Consider the following 2,589-nt stretch of genomic DNA (forward strand, 5'->3'; position numbering starts at 1 on the left):
GTTGTTGAGTTCGGAGTAGATCAACAACGGCAACGACGCCATGTTGCCGTTGAAGATGTCGAAGTTGATCGACCGGCTGTAACCGACCAACACCAACACCGGGGCGGTTTCGCCCATCACCCGCGCGATCGACAGCAGCACGCCGGTGATGATGCCCGGCATCGCGATCGGGACGACGATCCGCATGATCGTTTTCCACTTGGGAATTCCCAAGGCGTAGCCGGCTTCTCGCAAGTCTTGAGGCACCAGCCTGAGCATCTCCTCGCTCGATCGCACCACGACCGGCAACATCAGTAGGACCAGCGCGAGTGACACCGCGAACGCGCTCTGCTCGAATCCCATGGTGGCGATCCACAGGCTGAAGACGAACAGCGCCGCCACAATCGAGGGCAGCCCGGCTAGCACGTCGACCATGAAGGTGGTGAATTTGGCCAGCCGGCCAGATCGATACTCGGCCAAGTACACCGCGGTCATGAATCCCAGTGGCACAGCGATGCTAGCCGCCACCGCTGCCTGCACGACGGTGCCGTACAGGGCGTGATATACCCCTCCGGAAAACTGCTCTGGCAGCACACCGCGTAACGAGTGGCTCCACCATCCGTGCCGAGTGAGCGCGTACCAGCCCCGTGCGACAACGACCCACAGCACCCAGATCAGCGGTACCAACGCGATACCGAAGGAAATCATGAAAAAAGTTGCCGCGATCTTGTTCTTGATCCGCCGACCGAGACTGATCGGCTGAACTGCCGCGGCTTTGACCGGCACATCGAGGGTGGGGGCGCTCATATCTTGACCGCCCTGCCGACGATCCCGCGGGCGACCGCGTTGACGACGAAGGTGAGGACGAACAGCACGAATCCAGCCGAGATGTAGGCGCCGGTCGGTAGCGGCTCGCTGAATTCGCTCGCCGCAGAAGCGATTTTCGAGGCGAAGGTGTATCCACCGTCGAAAAGGGACCAATGACCGGCGGAAGCCGACGCACGCAGGATGATCAGCACCGCGACGGTTTCGCCCAGCGCGCGGCCCAATCCCAGCATCGACGCGGCGACGGCACCGCTGCGGCCGTACGGCAGCACGGTCATCCTCACCACTTCCCATTTCGTCGCACCCAGGGCTTGTGCGGCTTCGGTGTGGCTGGTCGGCGTCTGCCGGAACACTTCCCGCGACACCGAGGTGATGATGGGCAGGACCATGACGGCGAGAACAACGCCGGCCGTGAAGATGTTGCCGCCACCGGCCAGTGATACGTCGCCGGCTTTGAACAGAAAAAACCATCCCAGCTCGCGGTTGAGCAAGGACTCGATCGGCTCGAGTTGTGGTGCCAGCACGAAGATTCCCCACAGCCCGAAGACGATCGACGGCACCGCGGCGAGCAGATCGACGATTGCGCCAAAGATGCGCGACAGCCTCGGCGGCGCGTACTGGGTCAAAAACACCGCGATGCCGATCGCGATCGGCACCGCCAAGGCCATCGCCCACAGTGAGCTCAGCAGCGTGACCATGAACAGGTCGCGGATGCCGAACGCCAGCTTGCTGCTGTCGACGGTAGTGAACTGCGCGCTGGTGAAGAAATTCGCATGGTTGGCGCGCAAAGCTGGAATCGCCCGGACCAGAAGGAATATCGCGATCAGTCCGATAACGATGGTGATCGTCGAAGCGGCGAGGGCGGCGACCGACTCAAACAGCCGGTCGCCCGCCCGTGCCTTAGCTCCGTCGCCGGCGTCGCGCGCGGGCGCTGTCGCGGTGGACATGTTGGCCCTTGATCAAGCGATGGCGTTGACCGCGGTTGACAGCCTCGACTTGAAGGCGTCGGGGATCGGGATGTATCCGTTGTCCGCCAGGCCATTCTGGCCGGGCCCGATGGTCGCCTGCAGGAATGCCTTGACGGCCGTGCCGACCTGGCTGTCCGAATACTTCGAGCAGACAACTTCATACGTCGCCAACACGATCGGGTAAGCGCCCGGCTGCGTGGGTTTGTAGAACGACAGCGTGTCCAGGACCAGGTCGTTGCCCTGCCCCTTGATCTTTGCCGCGGCGATCGTCTTCCCGACCGAATCAGTGCTGATCGCAACGGGATCGGGTCCGGCCGACGTGACGATCTTGGCTTCGTTGAGCTTCTGGGCCTGGGCGAACGACCATTCGTTGTAGGTGATCGACCCGGGAGTGTTTTTGATGGCCGCCGAGGTGCCGTCGTTGCCCTTGGCACCTTCACCGACGCCGCCGTTGAACGACTTGCCGTGGCCCTTGCCCCACGCACCGTCGGATGCGGCGTCGAGGTACTGCTGGAAGTTGTCCGTTGTTCCGGACTGGTCGCTGCGGAACACCACGTGGATCGGCAGATCGGGGAGCGCAGTGCCGGCGTTGAGGGCGGTGATCGCCGGGTCATTCCACGTCTTGATGGCGCCGTTGAAGACCTTCGCCGCGGTCGGTCCGTCCAGGTTCAGCGATGTAACGCCGGTGACGTTGTAGGTCACCGCGATCGGCCCGAACACCACCGGCAGGTCCCATGCCGGCGACCCGCATCGCTGCTGCGCTTTGCCGTGTTCGTCGTCGCTCAGCGCGACGTCCGATCCACCGAAGTCGGTTTGG

General features: G+C 63.1%; 3 protein-coding genes. All 3 read right to left on the minus strand.

Going from position 1 to position 2,589, the window contains the following annotated elements; translation table 11 throughout:
• Window positions 1-786, minus strand: a 786-nt coding sequence (gene pstA, locus VGH54_RS17095) for a phosphate ABC transporter permease PstA (protein WP_331513265.1), incomplete at its 3' end; no start/stop codon positions are given.
• The gene (pstC, locus tag VGH54_RS17100) at window positions 783-1,751 is read right to left on the minus strand and encodes a phosphate ABC transporter permease subunit PstC (protein ID WP_331513266.1); all 969 of its coding nucleotides are present in this window, start codon (window positions 1,749-1,751) and stop codon (window positions 783-785) included. The genes pstC and pstA, both read right to left, overlap by 4 nt.
• A gap of 12 nt (window positions 1,752-1,763) precedes the next feature.
• Window positions 1,764-2,589: phosphate ABC transporter substrate-binding protein PstS (gene pstS, locus VGH54_RS17105; RefSeq protein WP_331513267.1), on the minus strand; the 826-nt coding region annotated here is incomplete at its 5' end.

Source organism: Mycobacterium sp. (assembly GCF_036488105.1).
Taxonomy (GTDB): Bacteria; Actinomycetota; Actinomycetes; order Mycobacteriales; family Mycobacteriaceae; genus Mycobacterium.

Bases quoted from the DNA above. Each gene is read 5' to 3' on its own strand.
- pstC (WP_331513266.1), bottom strand. From the start codon at position 1,751: ATGTCCACCGCGACAGCGCCCGCGCGCGACGCCGGCGACGGAGCTAAG.